We start from the raw sequence: 17,118 nt of genomic DNA, 5'->3' as shown, positions 1-17,118 counted from the left end.
CGTCGGAACGCCTCGTGCGGGCCCTCCGGGTGCCGGAATCCTTCGTACGGGATCTCGGACGAGGGGCCGGGTCGCGGCGCCGCGGCCCGGCCCAGGGGCTCATCCGCTCGCCGTGACGCGGACGGCGTCGGCGATGACGTAGCCGGTGGCGGAGGTCCAGCGGCTCACCCCCACCACGTTGTACGTGCCCGCGTTCAGCGTGAACGTGCCGAGCGAGCGCCACTGCCCGCCACCGGTCCGCTGGTCGACGGTCACGGTCTGGTTCCCGCCCGCCGCCGCCACGATGTGCGGCGTCGCGCTGTTATACCCGGCATTGGCCGGATACCAGACCTCCACCCGGTAACTCCCCGCGCTGGGAACGGTCGTCCTGAACCAGGCGGGATCGCTGGCCGCGACGGGGTCGGCGAACCGGTAGTCGGCGCCGTAGCGCTGCGCGGAGTAGGTCGATGACCCCCACGCCGCCCCGGCCTCGGGGCCGTCGACGACCACGCTGAACGTGCCGCCCGTGCCGCCGCCGCTCTCCTGGTGGGTCCTGCCGAGCGCGGTCACGTGGTATCCGCCGGGCCCGGGCGAGGTGTCGGTGAAGGAGGTGCTCCTGGTGGTGCCGATCAGGTTGCGGGCATCGGTGAGCAGGCACGGGTCGGCGGGGTCGCCGCGGTAGACGGCGTAGGAGGCGGCGCTGCCCTGCCACGACACCTTCACCCCTCCCGGCACCTGCGCCGTCGTGACGTTGGTGGGTGCGGGCGGCGCGGCGGCCGTACCGCGTGGGGGGATGAGCGCCGGTTTGCGGTAGTGGTCGGCCACGACCTTGGAGAAGGCGCCGATCCGGTCGGCGCGCACGTCCTTGGCGCTGAAGTAGACGTCGCCCAGCACCTCGGGATGCTTGCGGTTGTCGAGCAGGTGGTCGCTGAGCTCGGCCGGGTCCTGCCAGGCGGCGTCCTGGCCGGACGCGCCCGCCCTGTAGGCGGCCTGGCCCGCGTAGAGCTGCACGTTCGTGCCTCTCACGACGTCCGACCACCAGGCGGTGAGCACCGCGTAGTCGGCCGCGGCGAAGCCGATGTGCCAGTAGAGCTGCGGCGTCAGGTAGTCGATCCAGCCCTGCTTCACCCAGCGGCGGCTGTCGGCGTAGATGGCGTCGTAGGACTGCAGGCCCGAGGTCCGCGAGCCGAGCGGGTCGGTGGAGGAGTTGCGCCAGATGCCGAACGGGCTGATGCCGAAGGCGACGTGGGCCTTGGCGGCGTGGATCCGCTGGCCGAGCTCGCGCACCAGGAGGTCGATGTTGTCGCGCCGCCAGTCGGCGATGGTGGAGAAGCCGCTGCCGTACTGGGCGAAGGTCGCCGCGTCGGGGATGCTCTGGCCGCTGACCGGATAGGGGTAGAAGTAGTCGTCGAGGTGCACGCCGTCCACGTCGTAGCGCGTGACGGCGTCCATGATGGCGTCCTCGATGAAGTCGCGCACGTCGGGGATGCCGGGGTTGTAGTACAGCTTGCCGCCGTAGGCGAAGCGCCAGGCCGGGTTCTGCCTGGCGGGGTGGGTGGCGACCAGCCGGCTCGGGTCGTCGTGGTTGGCCACCCTGTACGGGTTGAACCACGCGTGGAACTCCAGGTTGCGCGCGTGCGCCTCGGCGACCATGAACGCGAGCGGGTCGTAGCCGGGACTGGCGCCCTGGGTGCCGGTCAGCCACTGCGACCACGGCTCGTACGGCGAAGGCCAGAAGGCGTCGGCGGTGGGGCGGACCTGGACGACGACGGCGTTCATGCGCTTCTGCACGGCGAGGTCGAGCCATGAGCGGAACTCGGCCTGCTGGGCGGAGACGGACAGTCCTGTCCTGCTGGGCCAGTCGATGTTGGCGACCGAGGAGATCCACATGGCCCTGAACTGCCGCTTGGGCGTGGCCGGATCGGGGACGCAGGCCGTTGCGGCGCTGGGGGAGGCGGCGACGGGGTTGACGAGGAGGGTGAGCACGAGGGCAAGAAGCGCCACTAATCGGGTCACAGAAGGAATTTTTCATCCAGAACGCCAAGCAAAGCAATACTCTTCATCTCGGGCCGCCGGATGATCTCGGCGACGGGTGGCGCGTCGCCGTCATCCGGCGGCCACCGCGCGCGAATCGGCCGTCGAGGGCGCGCGAAGTTTTCGCGGCGATCGACTTGAAGGCGGGGCGGAAATTTTCATCCACAGCATCGGTAATGTCAATTATCGACATCTGTCATGAAGCCCCATAGTGTGCAGCCACACCCCCCGATCGAGGAGCGCTCATGTCTCGATTAGCCGCTCTTGTCGCCTCAGCCGTCTCCGCCCTCCTCATCCTCGCCGGTCAGCCCGCGGTCGCCGACCGGGCGACCCCGCTGGGCGCCGCCTTCGACAAGGCCGCCGCCGCCCACGACGTCCCCCGCGACCTGCTGGCCGCCGTCGCCTACGCCGAGACCCACCTCGACGGTCACGACGGGAAGCCGAGCGCCAGCGGCGGCTACGGCGTGATGCACCTGGTCAGCAACCCCACCACGCACACCCTGGAGAAGGCCGCCGAGCTCACGGGCCTGCCCGCGGAGAAGCTGCGGTCCGACACCGCGGCCAACGTCCTCGGCGGCGCGGCGGTCCTGCGCTCCCTCGCCGACGGGCTCGGCCTCGACGAGTCCGCGAGGAAGGAGGAGGGCCGCTGGTACGAGGCCGTCGCCAAGTACGGCAACGCCCCCTCGCCCGAGCTCGCCCGCCTGTACGCCGACGCCGTCTACGAGGCCCTTGGCCTCGGCTTCAAGGCCAAGGGCCTGCGGGTGGCCCCCCGCGAGATCACCGCCGAGCGGGGAGAGTACGCGGGAGCCAGGGACCTGAACGCCAAGGACGCCAACACCCTGGCCGCCGCCAGCCCCGACTACCCGAACGCCAGCTGGGTCGCCGCCAGCTCGAGCAACTACACCGCGTCGAGCCGTCCTTCGAGCTACGCCATCGACCGGGTGGTCATCCACGTGACCCAGGGCTCCTACGCGGGAACCATCTCCTGGTTCCAGAACCCGAGCGCCCAGGTCTCCGCGCACTACGTGGTCCGCTCCTCCGACGGCGCCATCACCCAGATGGTCCGCGAGAAGGACGTCGCCTGGCACGCCGGCAACTGGAGCTACAACACCCGCTCCGTCGGCATCGAGCACGAGGGCTTCGTCAACGACGCCTCCTGGTTCACCGACGCCATGTACCGCGCGTCCGCCGCGCTGACCCGCAACATCTGCGACAAGTACGGCATCCCCAAGGACCGCGCCCACATCATCGGTCACAACGAGGTTCCCGGCGCCACGCACACCGACCCGGGCTCGTACTGGAACTGGAACACCTACATGTCGTACGTGACCGGCGGTGGCGGCGGCTCGTGGTCCACCACGGTCGACAACACCGGCGCGTTCACCGCCAGCGGCAACTGGGGCACCTCTGCCTACTCCGCCCAGCGCTACGGGGCCGACTACCGATTCGCCAACCCCGTGGCCGCCAGCGACCCGGCCTGGTACCGGGCGAACCTGCCCAGCACGGGCAGCTACCGGGTCGAGGTCTGGTACCCCTCCGACCCCGGCTACAACAGTTCGGCCCCCTACATCGTCGCCACCTCGAGCGGCAACCAGACGGTGTACGTCGACCAGCGGGCCGGTGGCGGTGGCTGGCGCAACATCGGCACCTTCACCCTCAACTCCGGCGACCGCGACGTCGTGGGCGTCAGCCGCTGGACCTCGGGCACCGGCTACGTCATCGCCGACGCGGTCCGCATCACCCGCCTGTAACCGGCGTCCGGCCCGGGCTCGGCCCGCGAGGACCGGCGCGAACAGTTCACGATCCAGGAACGGCACGGCCCGTGGAGTCTCGCGGGCCGTGCTTCCGTTTTCCCTGGCGGGGACGGGAAGCCCCGCGTGGCCTCGTCCGTTAACCAGAGGAGGAGGCGTGCCCCTGCCCGTACACTGATCCCCATGCACACTCCCGATTGACCGGCCCCCATGCCGCCATGACCGACTTTCCTAGCCCGGGAGTGTCCTCCAAACCATGATCATCGCCAGTGACATCGAGCTGCGCGCGGGCTCGCGCCTGCTCATCGAGAACGCGACGTTCCGGGTCAACCCCGGTGACAAGATCGGCCTTGTCGGCCGCAACGGCGCGGGCAAGACCACCCTGACCAGGGTCCTCGCGGGCGAGGGCCTTCCCGCCGCGGGGTCGGTGACCTCCGCGGGCAGCGTCGGCTACCTGCCGCAGGACCCCCGCCAGGGCGACCTGCAGGTGCTGGCCCGCGACCGCATCCTGTCGGCGCGGGGCCTCGACGAGGTGCTGCGCAAGCTGCGCGACGCCGAGCTCGGCATGACGAGCGACGACCCGAGGGTCCGCGACAAGGCGGTCAAGCGCTACGGAAAACTCGAGGACCAGATGCACGTCCTCGGCGGCTACGCGGCCGAGTCCGAGGCGGCCTCCATCGCCTCCAGTCTCGGGCTGCCCGACCGGGTGCTCAAGCAGCCGCTGGAGACCCTGTCAGGTGGACAGCGCAGAAGGGTGGAACTGGCGCGAATTCTCTTCAGTGGTGCGGAAACTCTCCTTCTGGACGAGCCGACAAACCACCTCGATGCCGACTCAATTGGGTGGCTTCGTGATTTTTTGCGCTCCCATCAGGGTGGCTTGGTGATCATCAGCCACGATGTTGGTCTACTTGAAGCGACGGTCAACAAGGTCCTCCACCTCGACGCCAACCGCAGCATGATCGACATCTACAACGTCGGCTGGAAGGCCTATCTCGCCCAGCGCGAGACCGACGAGAAGCGCCGCAAGCGCGAGCGCGCCAACGCCGAGAAGCAGGCAGGCGCACTGCTGGCGCAGGCCGACAAGATGCGCGCCAAGGCCACCAAGGCCAAGGCCGCCCAGGACATGATGCGCCGCGCCAACCGGCTGCTGTCGGGCACCGAGGAGGTGCGCAAGGGCGACAAGGTCGCCAAGCTGCGCTTCCCCGACCCGCTGCCGTGCGGCAAGACGCCGCTGATGGCCGAGGAACTGTCCAAGTCCTACGGCTCGCTGGAGATCTTCACCGACGTCAGCATGGCCGTCGACAGGGGCAGCAGGGTCGTCATCCTCGGGCTGAACGGCGCGGGCAAGACCACGCTGCTGCGGCTGCTCGGCGGCATCGAAGAGCCCGACACCGGCGAGATCAAGCCAGGTCACGGCCTCAAGGTCGGCTACTACGCCCAGGAGCACGAGACCCTGGAGTCCGAGCGCACGCTGCTGGAGAACATGCGGTCGGCGGGCGGCACGTTCACCGACACCGAACTGCGCAAGGTGCTGGGCTCGTTCCTGTTCACCGGTGACGACGTCGACAAGCCCGCCGGCGTGCTGTCGGGCGGCGAGAAGACCCGGCTGGCCCTGGCGATCCTGGTGCTGTCGAGTGCCAACGTCCTCCTCCTCGACGAGCCCACCAACAACCTTGATCCCGTCAGTAGAGAGCAGGTACTTTCGGCCCTTAGGTCCTATTCTGGGGCGATCGTGCTGGTTACGCACGACGAGGGTGCGGTTGAGGCGCTGCAACCCGATAGGGTGATCTTGCTACCTGACGGAACTGAAGACGCTTGGAGCGCTGAATTTTCCGATCTTGTGGCACTTGCCTGATCTTAATTTGAGCGGGTAGGGATCTTTTCCCCTGGAGTAGGTAGCCGATCCCGCTGAAATGACTGATCATGGCGGAGTAACGCTGCGGAAGTCTGGCACTACAGGAGGTACTCGTGGCCGAGACTCTGAAGAAAGGCACCCGGGTAACCGGGGCCGACCGTGAGAAACTGGCCGGCGATCTCAAGAAGCGCTACGCCGCGGGTGAGAGCATCCGCGCCCTGGCCGCTTCGACCGGCCGGTCGTACGGGTTCATCCACCGCATCCTCAGCGAGTCCGGTGTGACTCTGCGCGGGCGCGGCGGGGCCACCCGAGGCAAGTCCAAGCGCTGAGGCCGCCTCGGAAACGCGCGACCGCAGCCGCTCGTCTCCCAGTCAGCGTGCCGTCGCGCCCGAGCCCTACTAGAACCCCGTTCTAGGGAATCGGTTAGGCTCGGGCGCGACGGACCAGCGAGGGAGCGAACCCGACCCGACAGGCGGGGAAGCGACCCGTGACCACGCGGGAGTGAGCGATGGCGGAAGCGACGCTTGGGGGGAGTGCGGACAGCGTCTCCTTCGAGGAGGCCGGACTGCGCTACGAGGTGGACGGTGAGATCGCGACGATCACGCTGGATCGGCCGGACAAGCGGAACGCACAGACGTTCGCGACCTGGTCGGCTCTGGCTCGGATCGGTGACGACCTGCCTGAGCAGGTTCGTATCGTCGTGATCCAAGGTGAGGGACCGTCCTTCTCAGCAGGAATCGACCTGCGGATGTTCACACCCGAGGGGGTGCCAGGACAGGGCTCGTTCAGCTCGGCGGCACAACTCGACGAGAAGTCTTTCGAGCAGCGAATCGAACAGGCCCAGCAGGGATTCCTGTGGCTGCGTCGTCCGGAGATCGTCTCCATCGCCGCGGTTCACGGTCACGCCATCGGCGCCGGATTCCAACTGGCGCTCGCCTGTGACCTGCGGATCGTGGCCGACGACGTCAAGTTCTGCATGAAGGAACCCGCCCTCGGCCTCGTGCCCGACCTGACGGGGACCAAGCCCCTCGTCGACCTGGTCGGCACGGCCAAGGCGATCGACATCTGTCTCACGGCCAGGGTCGTGGGCGCCGAGGAGGCGTTCAGGATCGGACTGGCCGAACGCGTCGTCAGCCGGGGAGGGCTGGCGCAGGCCGTACAGGAGAAGGCAGCCGAGCTGCTTTCGACCGACCGCGACGCGGCGACAGCCACCAAGCGGCTGCTCCAGGGCGCGAGGGGGCGCACCCTGGAGGAGCAGGCCGCGGCCGAGCGGATCGAGCAGAAGGCCAGGATCAAGGCGCTGTTCGCCGGAAGCTGATGAGGGAATCAGCGGCGGCCCACGAGGTGCTGTGATTGCCGATGGCGATGATGGGTGGGGGCTTCGGGCCCCAGACGATGCGGTCGCTGCGACGTGACGAGTCGGTCATGAAGCAGCGGCTCCGGCCTGGCACGGTCAGGCGCATAGCGGGTTACGCTCGGCCCTTCGGCGGCCTGATCACCGCCTTCCTGCTGCTGGTGGTGGCGGGCGCGGTCATCGTGGTCGCCAACCCGCTGCTGATGAAGGCGATCATCGACGACGGCATCCTGCCCAAGCGGTCCGACGTCGTCGTGGGCCTGGCCGTGGCCATCGCGGCCCTGGCCGCGCTCGACGCCGGGCTGACGCTGGCCCAGCGATGGTTCTCCGCCCGCATCGGCGAGGGCCTCATCTACAACCTGCGCACCGAGGTCTTCGACCACGTCCAGCGCATGCCGGTGGCCTTCTTCATGCGCGCGCAGACCGGCGCGCTGGTCTCCAGGCTCAACACCGACGTCATCGGCGCGCAGCGGGCGCTGACCAGCACGCTGTCCTCGGTCGTCGCCAACGTCATCAGCCTGGTCCTCGTACTGGGCGCGATGCTGGTGCTGTCGTGGCAGGTCACGCTGGTCGCCCTGGTCCTGCTGCCGATCTTCATCTTCCCCGCCAAGTGGGTGGGGCGGCGCATGTCCGCCCTCACACGCGAGCAGATGCAACTCGACGCCGAGATGAGCTCGGTGATGACCGAGCGCTTCAACGTGGCGGGCGCCATGGTCGCCAAGCTGTACGGCAGACCGGAGGAGGAGGCCGACACCTTCGGCAGGCGCGCGGCGCGGGTGCGCGACGTGGGTGTCACCGTGGGCATGTACGGCACCGTCTTCAGAGTCGCGCTCGGCCTGGTCGCCGCCCTGGCCACGGCCCTGGTCTACGGCATCGGCGGGGTCCTGGCCGTGGGCGACTTCTTCGAGCTCGGCACGCTGGTCGCGCTCGCCGCCCTTTTGATGCGCCTGTACGGCCCGCTGACCTCGCTGTCGAACGTCCACGTCGACGTCATGACGGCGCTGGTCAGCTTCGACCGCGTCTTCGAGGTGCTCGACCTCAAGCCGATGGTCGCCGAGAAGCAGGACGCGCGCCCCGTCCCCGCGGGCCCCGTGACGATCGAGTTCGACGACGTCCACTTCCGCTACCCGGCGGCGGAGGAGGTCTCGCTGGCCTCCCTCGAGTCGGTGGCCAGGCAGGACACAGGACCGTCGAACCCCGTGCTCAAGGGTGTGTCCTTCACCGCGGGTCCTGGCCGGCTCGTCGCGCTCGTCGGCCCCTCGGGCGCGGGCAAGACCACCATCACCTCACTCGTCTCGCGCCTGTACGACGTGGGGGAGGGCGCGGTGCGGCTGAACGGGCTGGACGTGCGCGACGCCACCCTCGCCTCCATCCGCGACACGGTCGGCGTCGTCATGCAGGACGCCCACCTCTTCCACGACACCATCGGCGCCAACCTGCGCTATGCCAGACCGGAGGCCGACGAGGAGGAGATCTGGGAGGCACTGCGCGCCGCGCAGATCGCCGACCTGATCGAGGGACTGCCCGACCGGCTCGACACCGTCGTCGGCGACCGCGGCTACCGCCTGTCGGGAGGGGAGAAGCAGCGGCTCGCGCTGGCCAGGCTGCTGCTCAAGGCGCCCAGCGTCGTCGTGCTCGACGAGGCCACCGCCCACCTCGACTCCGAGTCGGAGGCGGCGGTGCAGCAGGCGCTGAAGACGGCGCTGGCCGGACGCACCTCGCTGGTCATCGCGCACCGCCTGTCGACGATCCGCGAGGCCGACGAGATCCTGGTCGTCCAGGACGGCAGGATCGCCGAGCGCGGCAGGCACGAGGAGTTGCTGGCGCGCGGCGGCCTCTACGCCGAGCTCTACCGCACCCAGTTCGCCGCCGAGGCACGCGACGAGCAGGCCTGACGAGAGTCGGCTTGGACGGGCAGGCCAGACGAGTCAGGTTGGACGGGCAGGCCAGACGAGTCGGCTTGGACAGGCAGGCCAGACGCGAGTCAGCTTGGACGGGCAGGCCTGGCGAGGCACGCCCTCGCGCGTCACGCGTAGCCGAGCCTGCTGAGCTCCTCGCGTGCCACCTTCTCCACCAGCTCGCGGTCCTCGGGACGCAGGCGGGCGCGCCACGCGCCGACCTCGGGGATGCGCGTGCCGTACAGGGCGACCTTGGACACGCGCGTCTCCAGGAAACTCGACAGCGAGGCGACGCTCTCGCCGGTGGACTGGACCAGATCCTCGTAGCGGAGTGTGAGCAGCTGCTCGGCCGGCAGCTCCTTGCGGAGGGCGGCGCTGAGCCGTATCGCGCTGCGCCAGCGCAGCGCGCACTTCCCCGCCGTCGGCATGCTCTTCCACCGCTCGCGGTGCTCGTCGCGGTTGACCCCGAGGAAGGCGTTGGGGAACTCGGTGTCGTCGCTCAGCATCGACGGCCTGAACCAGGCCAGGCAGTCGGGGTCGGCGGCCATGTCGCACACCACGTCGCGGCCGTCGCGGATGAGCTGCACGAACCGCGCGTCAGGGAAGGCCTGCAGCAGCACCTCGGCGCTGTAGAGCAGGTCGGGGCTGGCGTCGCCGAAGCGGGTCACGGTGGCGGTGGCGACGCAGGGACCGACGCCCGTCACCCCGCCCGCCTCCCTGCACGGCGACGCGCACGTGCCACACGATCCCGGCAGCACCTGCCACGATTCGGCGAGCGAGTCGCGCAGCACCCTGACCGCGCCCGAACTGCGCCCGATGGAGGGGCGGCGGGCGAAGGCGTGCGCCACGTGCACCACCGACTGCCGGCCCATCGTCATGTGGAAGCCCGGTGAGCGTTTCAGGGCACGCGCGAGCAGGTCCGCGCCGGAATGCGGGGCTCCGAGCAGGAACACCGGCCTGCGGACCTTGATGCCGTTGACCACGAGAATGTGGGGCGGAGGTCGCATACGTCAGGTAAGTGTGACACCGTTTCTGAGGTGAACGAACCGGCCACGCCAACATCCGTCACAGAGGTCACGGGAGTGGCCGCCGGCCCCGAATCCTGGACGCCCCACCTGCGCGAGGGCGACACCGTCGCCGTCGTCTCGCCGTCCGGGCCGCCGAACGCGACGCTGCTGCAGCGGGGCGTGAAGCTCCTGGAAGGGCTGGGGCTGAAGGTCATGCTCGGCCGGCACGTCCTCGACAGGGAGGGCTATCTCGCGGGCTCCGACGCCGACCGCGCCGCCGACCTCCAGGCGGCCTGGTGCGACCCGGCCGTCTCGGCCGTCTTCTGCTCGCGCGGCGGCTACGGCGCGGCCAGGATCCTCGACCTGGTCGACTGGCACGCGATGCGCGCCGCGGGCCCCAAGATCCTGCTCGGCTCCAGCGACATCACCGCCCTGCACCACGTCTTCGGCGTCGAGCTCGGCCTGCCGACGTTGCACGGCCCGATGCCCGCCTGCCGCCCGCTCTCCTTCGAGGAGGAGCCCGAGCCGGTGACGTGGGACCACCTGCGGGCCGCGCTCTCCGGCCACGCGTCGCCCGTCACGGGCGACAGGGTGCTGCGCGAGGGGCGAGCCGAGGGCGTGCTCGCGGGCGGCAACCTGTCGCTGCTGGCCTCGCTGTGCGGGACGCGCTACCAGCCGTCCTTCGCCGGCAGGCTCGTGCTGCTGGAGGACGTCGGCGAGCAGCCGTACCGGATCGACAGGATGCTCACCCAGCTCCTGCAGTCGGGAGCCCTCGACGGCGTGCGCGGAATCGCCCTCGGATCGTGGGTGGAGTGCGGAGATCCCTACCCGGTTCTCGCCGAGCGGCTGCTGCCCCTCGGCGTCCCTGTGATAGCGGGGTTGACGGTGGGACACGGGACACCGCAGAGGTCCGTGTGGCTCGGAGCGCTTGGTGTTATCGATACCGAATCGTGCTCCCTTGCTGGTCTGCTTGGCCCCGCGGACCAGGCAGTGTAAGACGCATAGGGAGAAAACCGACGATTTCTGGAGGGCGGGGACGCGTGAAGTTCTTCAGGCGCGACCGGGAGCCCTCCCGGAGATCCGTCGAGGACATCGATCTCGACTCCCTGCTCGCGCTCGTCGCCGACTCCCTCGGCTACACCTGCGTCTTCTCCACCGACGGCGGCTCGCTGACGCTCGGCGGCGGCAGGGAGATCCTGGTACGGCTGGCGGGCCTGCGCCGCGAGGCGGGCCGCCGCTCCCGCGAGGACTGGCCCGTCCTGGTGTCCGAACATCTGGCCAACGCGGTGGCCGCCGCCGACGACCTGCTCGACGTGTGCGACCTCGACCAGGTCAAGCCGCTGCTGCGCACCAGGGTCGAGTCGGTCGACGCGGTCGAGGACCTCACCAGGGTCGTCGGCCGCTCGCTCAACGGCGACCTGGTCGAGCTGCTGACCGTCGGGGCGCGTTTCGTCCGCCCTGAGGAAGCCGGTTGCTGGCCCATTCCCTCAGGACAGGCGCTTGACCTGGCGCTGGACAACGTCAGGCAGGACGAGCGGCTGACCGTCTCGCACCTGGACCTGTCGGGGCTGACGACCTGGCGGCTGTCGGGCCGTACCGTGGCGGCGGCCGCGCACCTGCGCTGGCTCCAGCAGTACGTCACCGTGCCGGAGGACGGCGTGCTCGTCATCCTGCCCGACCCGGCCACGTTGGTGCTCTACCCGGTCGACGGTATCGGGGTCGTGCGCGCCATCGAGCGGCTGCGCGTGCACGCCGAACGCGCGGGTGGTCTCAGCCCGCAGGTCTACTGGTGGCACGCGGGCAGGCTCACGCTGATCCGCGCCGACATCGTCCTGCAGGACGGACAGACCAGGCTCGTCGTCGCGCCGCCTCCCGAGTTCGCCAGGGTCCTGGCCCGCCTGGCCGCCTGATCCGCCTCATTCGTAGAAGAAGACCTTGAACTCCAGGTGGTCGCTGTTGGCCCCGGCCCAGTAGCCCACGCCGCTGCTGTCCTTGAAGACCTTGTGCCTCCTGCGCAGGCTCTGGTAGATCCGTTCGGCGGTGTCCTGGGCGACGCCGGTGGCCTCCTGCGGGCCCGAGGCGAAGACCAGGACGAACCCCGCCCGGCTGCGGCTCAGGCGTCGCTCGGCCAGCTCGGTGTCGATCCTGGAGAGCAGGTCCCGCATGGCCGCGGCCTGGCTGCCGCTGTCGCGGAACCTGGCGGGCGGGATCTCGATGTCGAAGTCGACGGGCCGCTTGCGCAGCCTGTCGCGTTCGGGCGGCTCGGCCGTGACGCTCGGCTTGGGCGAGGAGGTCGGGGTGCCTTCCTTCGTCGTGACCGGCAGCGAGGCCAGGCCGACGAGCACGAGCACCAGGAACAGGTCGGCGAACAGCCAGCCCGCGAGCAGCGTGGTGCGCATGCGGTCACGCCTCACCAGCCGCTCCCCGAGGCCCGGTGGCCGTTCTCCGGCACGCCGGCCTCCAGCCGGGTGACCACGTCGGAGATCCTGCTGACGATCTCGTGGAAGAGGTGGGTCCGCTCGTTGAGCGCCTGCAGGGAGTCGCCGAGCACGGCCGTGGAGCGCGCGACGCCGTCGGCGACCTTGTTCTGGACGTGCGCCTGGTCCCTCGCCATGGTCCGCTCGTCCCTGAGCGTGGCCAGGAAGTCGGTGGCCTCCGTGGTGAACCTGCCCACCTCCACCGACAGCGCCCTGTGCAGGCTCGCCAGCTCGTCGGCGGTCTCCTTCGAGCTCTTCAGCGAGGAGGTGAGCTCGCCGAGCCTGTCGGCGGCCTGCAGCCACGAGGTGAAGACCTCGTGCAGCTGGGTGCCCGGGCCCGCCGACACCGCCTCGCCGATGGCCTTCGTGGCCTTCCTGAGCTCCTCCGACAGCGCGTTCGAGCCGACGCTGATCTGCGTCGCGACGTCCTTCAGCTCCGCCATCGAGACCGGCCGCCCCGCCTCCACGGGCACCTCGGCGACCAGCAACGTGGCCTGGGCCAGCGCCTCGCCGAGCCTGCGGCGCCGGTTGTCGCGCACCTCGTCGGCCACCCTGATGACCACGGTGAGCACGACCACCGCGCCGACCATGGTCGCGATGGTCGTCGCCGAGTCCGACAGCGGGCTGACTCCCGGCAGGCCGCGCTGCCACGCCAGCAGGAAGGGAACGCGGCCGTCGGTTCTGCCGTAGGCGCTCAGCGCGAGCGCCACCTGCCACCAGGTGAAGGCGACGGGCACGAACACCAGACCGTCCCTGACGATCTCCAGGAGCCTGACGAACCAGCCGGAGCCCTTGACGATCTTCTCGGGGTCGTAGGCGCTCAGCAGGTCGATGCCGCGCAGCCGCCGTCCCTCCCGCTGCGACAGCTCCTCGGCCACCCTGGCCAGCGGCTGTCCGCCGTACGTGCGCAGGTCCCTCGCCACCTGCTCCAGACTCATAGAGGTCCCCCTGTGGTGGCGACGACGGCGACGACGGCCAGCAGGGCGATGACGCCCATGAACAGCAGGACGAGCAGGATGCGCTCGGCCTTCGGCGCAGGCAGCTCGTCCGACGGTCCTGCTCCGGCCGGCTCCCTGGATCTGCTCTGAGCTCGCGTCTGCGTGGCGACGGGCCGGGCTCCGAGCGGCGCGGGCAGGCCGGCCTGCACGAAGAACTGGGTCCACGCGGTCCTGTCGACCAGGGCGAGCGACCTGGAGTCACGTGCCAGCTGCCGCAGGGCGTACAGCAGTTGCGCCGGCGGGCGCGGATGGGCCAGGAAGGCGGACATGACCCCCTCGTCGATCTTCTCGCCCGCGACGACGCTCAGCACGCTCTGCAGGTAGGCGGTCGCCTCCCTCGGCGATTCGGTGAGACGCGCCGCCGCCTCGGCCAGGCCGCCACGGGCGATCAGCGCGTCCAGGGCGCGCCTGCGCTGCTCGGGGGAGCGTTCGCGGCCGTCGCAGATCACGTTCAGCGCCACGCGGGCCGCCTCGGGCTGCGCGGCGGCGTGCTCGTGCACCCATCCGATCAGCTCGGCCTTGGACATCGTCCTGGCGACCGAGTCGATCAGGGCGCGGCGGGCGCGCGGCTCGTGGATCACCCTGCCGGCCAGGGCGGCGACCCGGCCCAGCCCCGGGCCCTGCTTGAGCGTCTCGCGCAGCAGCTCGGCCGAGGGCGGGCGGACGGCCAGCCCCTCCAGCACCCTCTCGCCCGCCTGCCCCGTCAGGTAGGAGCGCAGGGCGACCCCCTGGACCAGCTCCGTCACCTCCACGGGTAGCGCCGTGGCCCGCAGCAGCGCGGCGACCTCGCCGTCGTCCAGGGTGGGCACGATCCTGCGCGCCTCGCTGAGCCCGTGCTTCGAGCGCAGCGCCACCAGTTCGGCCGGCGACAGGGCCTGCGCCCTGCGCAGCAGTCCGGCCACGTCGTCGAGCACGCCGGGCGACAGCTGGGCCTTCTGCGCCCACGCCCTGGACTCGTCAGGGCCGGCGACCGGCCTGGCCGGCCTGATCCTGTCGATGGCCGCCCGACCCTCGGCGCGGTAGGAGACGGCCAGCGCCGTGGCGAAGGGATCGCCGCCGCCACCGCCGAACCTGAGCCTGCGGCGAGCCACACCCATGCGGCTGTCGTGGTGCTCGGGGAGGAAGACGATGTGCGGGCAGCCCCTGTCGTCGTCGCGCGCCTCCATGGTCGAGAACGTCGTCGTCGCGCCCATGATCTCCACCAGCGCGCACAGCAGCTCGGCCGGGGCCTCGGGCGGCGCGACCACCGACACGTCGGCCTCGGGATCGGCCAGCACGAACGCGACCAGCTCGGCGAGCGTCGCCTGCGGCAGCGCCCGCGCCCGCCTGACCAGGTCGAGGCGCCCCTTGTCGGCCTGGGGGCGCAGGTCCTCCCACGACAGCGGGGTCAGCTCCTCGGTGCCGTCCCACGCGGTCAGCCAGCCGTCCCACTCGTGCAGCGACAGCGCCTGCAGCGCGGAGATCTCCTGGCCGACCAGGACATGGGCCAGCGAGGCCTGGCGGCCCTCCGCCTCGGTCACCGGCCGCTTGCAGATGACGGCGTGGCCGCCAGGGCCGCGCAGGTAGCCGAGCCCGAACCGGTCGTGCTCCTGCCAGCCCGCCCACACCCGCTCCCGCAGCAGCGGATCCCAGCCGGACAGCGCGTCGATCGGCAGGGACGAGGCGACAGGCCCCATTCCCTTGCCGCCCAGCAGGGACCGCTCGGACCAGGTGTAGAAGATCTGATCAAGTCGCATCCTCGCCGCCCTCCACCGGCCGCATCAGCTCGTCGTTCAGCACGCCCGCCATGGCGAACAGGGCCAGCAGCGGCTTGAGCACTCTGCGCTGGCCGAAGCCGTCGCCGTAGGTCGACTCGGTGGCGCTGACGTTGGTGGCGGAGGCGAAGTGCAGGGTGCTGCGGTAGCACTTCTCCGCCGGCCTGAGCCACGGCTCCGCCCTGCGCTCGACCAGGAAGGCGTAGACGTCCTCGCTCTCCTGCTCGGCCGTGGACAGGTCGGTCTCCTCCGCCGGGCCCGAGCGCGACATCCACTCGCCCACCAGGTCGAAGGAGTAGCGCAGCAGGTCGGCCTTGGCGACCACCAGCGCCGCGGGCAGGTGCAGGAACTCCCTGCCGGGGGCGGGCCGGCCGCCGAGCCGCTTGAGCGCCTCCTCGAAGGTGCTGTCGCCGATCGCGGTGGCCGCCGGCTGGGTGAGCCCCGGTATGGAGTCGGGGTCGATGACGAACAGCAGCGCGTTGACCGAGCCGAAGAAGCGCACCTCGGGGTCGGAGCGTTCGAGCTGCTCGCCGGCGACGTCGAAGAAGGACACGGCGAAGGCGTCGCCGTCCCTGTTGGTGACCTTGAGCGCGTCGGTGAAGACCACCGGCAGCGGCTGGGTCGGGTCGAGCCTGCGCCTGCCCCTGATGAAGGGCTCGACGGTCCTGCTCATGTACTGCTGGTGGGTGCGCAGGTCGAGCGGCTCGACGGTCAGGCCGAGCCGCCGCAGCGCGGCGTCGTTGGCGCACAGCCTGGAGATCATGGCGGCGACCAGGTGCGATTTTCCCGAACGGCTCTCGCCGAAAACCCCGATGATCACCGCCTTGTAGTCGGCGTAGTCGTAGGGGAGGTAGTGGGAGTCGGGGGAGCCGACGCCCGAGCAGGGGCGGTAGGCGGTCTGCAGCCTGGTCCGCCACGCCACGTCGTCCTCTCGCGGGTCCTTGCGCAGGACCTCGGGCCTGTCGTCGGGGCCGAAGACCACGGGGGGCGTGCCGTCCCAGTCGATCCAGCGCAGGCAGATCGGGCACTCCAGGACGGCGCTCACAGCAGGCTCCGGAGCGCGGCCACGACCACGAGCACGCCGACCACGAGCACGCCGACCACGGTCACGGCGGCCGCCGCGCGGACGAGCGGCGGCCTGCGCAGCGGCGCGACGAGCGTCCAGTCGGACAGGCGGCGGGGACGCGCCCGCCCCGCCCTGGCCGCCTGCGGCTTGGGCACGATCCACGGCCTGCGCCGCGGAGGCGGCGTCCAGCCGCGGTGGCGCTGGCCGTAGGCGTGCTGCCTGGCGCGCAGCTCATGGAAGTTACGCCGTCCCTCCCTCTCGCGGTCGCGGTAGGCGCGGGCCAGGCCCGTGGTCGCCCGCCCGCCGGGGGTCCACCTGTCGAGCAGCTCGCGCGCGTCGGGCCGGTCCTCGGCCCGGTCGGCGAAGACCGTGCGCTCGCCGAAGACCGCGCGCTCGGCGCCGGTGGACTCGCCCGCCAGCAGGCGGCGCAGCAGCACGTCCTGGCCGCGCAGGCGCTGCTCCATCCGCGCGGGGTCGTCCTCGGGCAGCTCTCCCGTGTAGAGGTGGAAGATGACCAGGCCCGCCGCGTAGACGTCCTCGCCGTGCGAGACGGTGTCGCCCGCGCCGTCGTACTGCGCGTGGGTGAAGTCGGTGATCTGCAGCGAGCCGCCGTCCCATCGCAGGGTGTCGAGGTTGAGCCGCCGGTGCACGACCCCGCAGGACCTGAGCACCTCCAGGCCGTGCAGCAGCCCGGCCACCAGCATGCGCAGCGTCTCGCGGTCGACGGGGACGCTCAGCCGCGACAGCGGCTCGCCGCGCAACGTCATCACGGTGAACGGCGGGACGGCGTCGGGATTGTGGCCCAGCATGGTGCTCACGTAGTCCCTGCCCTGGTCGCCGAGCCATTTGCCGATGCGCCATTCGTGGTCGAGGAGTTCGCGGGCACGTGTCCCTGCGTGGGCCATTTTCTGCATGACTGGCTCATTTACCGCATTACGGCCGATC

The 17,118-nt window shown here is 70.6% G+C and carries 14 protein-coding genes; 7 read left to right on the top strand and 7 right to left on the bottom strand.

Translation table 11 applies throughout. The annotated features are described in order from the left end of the window. Positions 1-99 precede the first annotated feature (99 nt). Complete coding sequence (locus tag AC3EO4_RS25140) at positions 100-1,995, bottom strand: family 10 glycosylhydrolase (RefSeq protein WP_431898140.1); 1,896 nt, start codon at positions 1,993-1,995, stop codon at positions 100-102. Between the two features lie 263 nt (positions 1,996-2,258). On the opposite strand from AC3EO4_RS25140, the gene AC3EO4_RS25135 reads away from it, so the two are divergent. The 5 genes from AC3EO4_RS25135 (at position 2,259) to AC3EO4_RS25115 (ending at position 8,868) form a co-directional block, all read left to right on the top strand. Then, positions 2,259-3,764 carry a golvesin C-terminal-like domain-containing protein gene (locus tag AC3EO4_RS25135; protein ID WP_379569023.1) on the top strand — a complete coding sequence of 502 codons (1,506 nt, stop codon included), beginning with the start codon at positions 2,259-2,261 and terminating at the stop codon, positions 3,762-3,764. Positions 3,765-4,020: 256 nt separating this feature from the next. Beyond that, positions 4,021-5,619 carry an ABC-F family ATP-binding cassette domain-containing protein gene (locus AC3EO4_RS25130; protein WP_379569021.1) on the top strand — a complete coding sequence of 533 codons (1,599 nt, stop codon included), beginning with the start codon at positions 4,021-4,023 and terminating at the stop codon, positions 5,617-5,619. A 113-nt stretch (positions 5,620-5,732) separates the two neighbouring features. Further along, positions 5,733-5,948: a helix-turn-helix domain-containing protein gene (locus tag AC3EO4_RS25125; protein WP_020547488.1), complete on the top strand. Its 216-nt coding sequence runs from the start codon at positions 5,733-5,735 to the stop codon at positions 5,946-5,948. A gap of 179 nt (positions 5,949-6,127) precedes the next feature. Beyond that, on the top strand, positions 6,128-6,937 hold the full coding sequence (locus AC3EO4_RS25120) for an enoyl-CoA hydratase/isomerase family protein (RefSeq protein WP_379569019.1): 810 nt from the start codon (positions 6,128-6,130) through the stop codon (positions 6,935-6,937). A gap of 41 nt (positions 6,938-6,978) precedes the next feature. Then, positions 6,979-8,868 carry an ABC transporter ATP-binding protein gene (locus AC3EO4_RS25115; protein ID WP_379569017.1) on the top strand — a complete coding sequence of 630 codons (1,890 nt, stop codon included), beginning with the start codon at positions 6,979-6,981 and terminating at the stop codon, positions 8,866-8,868. A gap of 131 nt (positions 8,869-8,999) precedes the next feature. Here the strand turns inward: AC3EO4_RS25115 and AC3EO4_RS25110 are convergent, their stop codons facing one another. Then, the gene (locus AC3EO4_RS25110) at positions 9,000-9,878 is read right to left on the bottom strand and encodes a sulfotransferase (RefSeq protein ID WP_379569015.1); all 879 of its coding nucleotides are present in this window, start codon (positions 9,876-9,878) and stop codon (positions 9,000-9,002) included. A gap of 30 nt (positions 9,879-9,908) precedes the next feature. On the opposite strand from AC3EO4_RS25110, the gene AC3EO4_RS25105 reads away from it, so the two are divergent. Then, positions 9,909-10,874 carry a S66 peptidase family protein gene (locus AC3EO4_RS25105; RefSeq protein WP_431898136.1) on the top strand — a complete coding sequence of 322 codons (966 nt, stop codon included), beginning with the start codon at positions 9,909-9,911 and terminating at the stop codon, positions 10,872-10,874. A gap of 44 nt (positions 10,875-10,918) precedes the next feature. Continuing rightward, positions 10,919-11,788 carry a hypothetical protein gene (locus AC3EO4_RS25100; RefSeq protein ID WP_379569011.1) on the top strand — a complete coding sequence of 290 codons (870 nt, stop codon included), beginning with the start codon at positions 10,919-10,921 and terminating at the stop codon, positions 11,786-11,788. A 6-nt stretch (positions 11,789-11,794) separates the two neighbouring features. Here the strand turns inward: AC3EO4_RS25100 and AC3EO4_RS25095 are convergent, their stop codons facing one another. From AC3EO4_RS25095 to AC3EO4_RS25075, 5 genes are read right to left on the bottom strand one after another with little or no spacing between them, the layout of a single operon-like run. Then, positions 11,795-12,292: a hypothetical protein gene (locus tag AC3EO4_RS25095; RefSeq protein WP_379569009.1), complete on the bottom strand. Its 498-nt coding sequence runs from the start codon at positions 12,290-12,292 to the stop codon at positions 11,795-11,797. Beyond that, positions 12,289-13,293: a hypothetical protein gene (locus AC3EO4_RS25090; RefSeq protein WP_431898134.1), complete on the bottom strand. Its 1,005-nt coding sequence runs from the start codon at positions 13,291-13,293 to the stop codon at positions 12,289-12,291. Before AC3EO4_RS25090 ends, AC3EO4_RS25095 begins: the two co-directional genes overlap by 4 nt. Continuing rightward, positions 13,290-15,089: a hypothetical protein gene (locus tag AC3EO4_RS25085; RefSeq protein ID WP_379569005.1), complete on the bottom strand. Its 1,800-nt coding sequence runs from the start codon at positions 15,087-15,089 to the stop codon at positions 13,290-13,292. The genes AC3EO4_RS25090 and AC3EO4_RS25085 overlap by 4 nt, the downstream gene beginning before the upstream one ends. Beyond that, a complete protein-coding gene (locus AC3EO4_RS25080; RefSeq protein WP_379569003.1) occupies positions 15,079-16,152 on the bottom strand; it encodes a hypothetical protein in 1,074 nt (357 codons plus the stop codon). The genes AC3EO4_RS25085 and AC3EO4_RS25080 overlap by 11 nt, the downstream gene beginning before the upstream one ends. Continuing rightward, positions 16,149-17,087 carry a serine/threonine-protein kinase gene (locus tag AC3EO4_RS25075; protein ID WP_431898132.1) on the bottom strand — a complete coding sequence of 313 codons (939 nt, stop codon included), beginning with the start codon at positions 17,085-17,087 and terminating at the stop codon, positions 16,149-16,151. Before AC3EO4_RS25075 ends, AC3EO4_RS25080 begins: the two co-directional genes overlap by 4 nt. Positions 17,088-17,118: the final 31 nt, after the last annotated feature.

It is taken from the genome of Nonomuraea sp. bgisy101 (assembly GCF_057708945.1).
This window is presented reverse-complemented; position numbering and strand designations above follow the sequence as displayed.